The sequence below is a fragment of the Methylobacterium sp. B1 genome, from assembly GCF_000333255.1.
GTDB classification, from domain to species: Bacteria; Pseudomonadota; Alphaproteobacteria; order Rhizobiales; family Beijerinckiaceae; genus Methylobacterium; species Methylobacterium fujisawaense.
On sequence record NZ_BACT01000737.1, the window covers coordinates 1 to 2,500 of the forward strand.

Genomic DNA, 2,500 nt, shown 5'->3' on the forward strand with positions numbered 1-2,500 from the left:
GAGCCGGGCGGCGTCGTCCCGGTATATGGATGCCTACCGGACGGCCCTCGACGGGCTCGTCGGCCGCGGGCTCGCCTATCCCTGCTTCTGCTCGCGCGGGCAGATCCGGGCGCGGATCGCGTCTGCGGGCGAGGTCCCCTGCGATCCGGATGGCGTGCCGCTCTATCCCGGCACCTGCCGGCACGAGTCCCCCGTGTCCGTGGCGGACCGTCTCGCCAGGGGCGATCCGCATACCTGGCGTCTCGACATGGCGGCCGCCCTGCGCGGCGCCGGCTCGACGCTCGGCTACGTCGCCTTCGACGAGGCGGGCGAGCGCTGGATCGCGGCCGATCCGGGGCGTTGGGGCGATACGGTGATCGCGCGCCGCGACGTGCCGACAAGCTACCATCTCGCAGTGGTTCACGACGATGCCGCCGAGGGGATCACCCATGTGGTTCGCGGCCGCGACCTGGAGGCCGCCACCGACCTGCACGTGCTCCTGCAAGCGCTGCTCGGCCTGCCGACGCCGCGCTACCACCACCACCCGCTGCTGCACGACGCTGAGGGCGAGAAGCTGTCCAAGTCGCGCGGCTCGCAATCCCTCGCCGACCTTCGGCAAGCCGGCCAGACCCCCGGGGACATCCGCGCCCGACTCGGCTTCGCCTGAGCGATCGCCTCAGCGCACCGCCGCATCGCGCTGGGCGATGGCGGTGGCGCTCTTCGACTTCTGCATGGTGGCGTCGATCTGCTCCCGCTGACGCTTGAACTCGGCGAGCAGGCGCCCGTCGAGCTCCCGGCCACGCGGGACACGGATCTTCATCGGATCGACGAAGTGGCCGTTGATGATCACCTCGTAGTGAAGATGGGCGCCGGTCGACAGGCCGGTCGAGCCGACATAGCCCACGACCTGCCCTTGCCGGACCTTGACGCCCTCCCGGATGCCGCGGCCGAACCGTGACATGTGGTTGTAGGTCGTCACGTAGCCGTTGACATGCTGGATCTCGACCCGGTTGCCGTAGCCCGAGGTCATCTCGGAGCGGATCACCACGCCGTTGCCGGCTGCCATGATCGGGGTGCCGATCGGATTCGACCAGTCGACGCCGGTGTGAAGCTTGGCATAACCCAGGACCGGATGGCGCCGGTAGCCGAAGCCGGAGCGCATAATCCCGTCGGCGATGGGCTTGCGCAGCAGGAATTTCTTCAGCGAGCGGCCCTGCTCGTCGAGATAGTCGATCGTCCCGTCATCCGGGGATTGGAAGCGGTAGACCTTGCGGGTCTCGCCACCGAGCGTCAGCGCCGCGTAGAGAAGATCCGGACGGTCGGCGCTGGCATCGTCGTCGGTGCTGTAGAACACGTCGAGCCCGTCGCCGCTGCTGATGCGGCGCTGGAAGTCCAGGTCGTAGCTGAACACCCGGACGATATCCTCGACGGCGGCCCGCGGCAGGTCGTGGCGCGCGGCCGTCTCGTAGAGGCTCTGATACAGCCGCGGCCCCGAACCGGAATCCGCATCCTCGTCTTCGCCGGGTTCAGCTTGAGCCTGCGGCTTGGGGGAGGGGGATTCCTCGGAGGGCGGCGCCACCGAGACGAAGGCGCCGCGATCGTTCAGGGCGGCGATGCCCTCGATGCCGTTCTCGCCGTAGAGCACGACGCGGGTTACCTGGCGCGGGTCACCGGGATGCGGGCCCGGCGCGATCTGCACGCGCATCGGCTGGCCCTCGTTGAGAGCGGCCGTGCGGGCCTTGCCGCCGAGCGCCGCGACGATGCCGCGGATCGCGTCGTCGCTGGCGAAGCCGATGGCCTTGAGGGTCGATTCCAGGGTCTCGCCGCGCTTCAGCGCGAGGTCGCGCTCTTCGACGAGGGGCGCTTCATTGGGCTTGAGCTCGACCTTGGCGACCTTCGTGACGTTCTCGGGAACGACCAGCACCTCGATCGCCTTGAACGGGTTGGCATCCTTCGGCGCCGTGCCGTCACCGTCCCCCGTCGCGCCCTGCTGGAGCGTCCGCGACAGCATGATCTGCGGGGCGATCGGGATCGCGGCACGACGGCCCGCCTCGGCGGCGATGCGGCGCTCCTCCTCCACCTGCGCGGTGACGTCGTCGTCGCTGAGTGCGGGTGCGTTAGGGTCGACGGCGGCCTCAGCCAGATCGCGCTTCACCACGGTGACCTCGGCGCCGGGGGCATCGGCAGAGGCTTCGGGGGCACGCTCCAACGGTTCGTCGGATACGAACTTCATCGGATCGAAGCGGGGGGGCTCGCTCGCGTAAACGCCCGTCGTCATCGACAGGGGTGTGGTGAGCCGTACGAACGCCTTGGCCTTGATGATCTCGCGATCCCCGAGGCGAACCGTGACGGGCGCCCGGAAACTCTGCTTGGCCGACGCGATCATCAGGTTGCGGATCAGTCGGTCACCCTTCCGGGCGATATTGGCGCCGCTTTCGCTCGGCTGCGGTCGCGGCAAGACCGTCGCCTTCTCGGGAATGGCCGCGAAGGACACGTCCCCCTGAAGGGAAACATGGAGGGC

2 protein-coding genes (1 of these 2 cut by a window edge) are annotated in these 2,500 nt (G+C 69.1%); one reads left to right on the forward strand and one right to left on the reverse strand.

The window, feature by feature from the left end; genetic code table 11:
- Nucleotides 1-646 (forward strand): glutamate--tRNA ligase family protein (locus I53_RS21645; RefSeq protein ID WP_043354569.1); only part of this gene is annotated, 646 nt, incomplete at its 5' end.
- 9 nt (nt 647-655) lie between these two features.
- On the opposite strand, the gene I53_RS21650 is transcribed toward I53_RS21645, so the two are convergent.
- Nucleotides 656-2,500, reverse strand: partial view of a M23 family metallopeptidase gene (locus I53_RS21650; RefSeq protein WP_043354565.1) — the 3' portion only. The gene runs 180 nt beyond the window's last position; 1,845 of the gene's 2,025 nt are visible here — the last part of the coding sequence; its start codon lies off the right edge, out of view; the stop codon is at nt 656-658.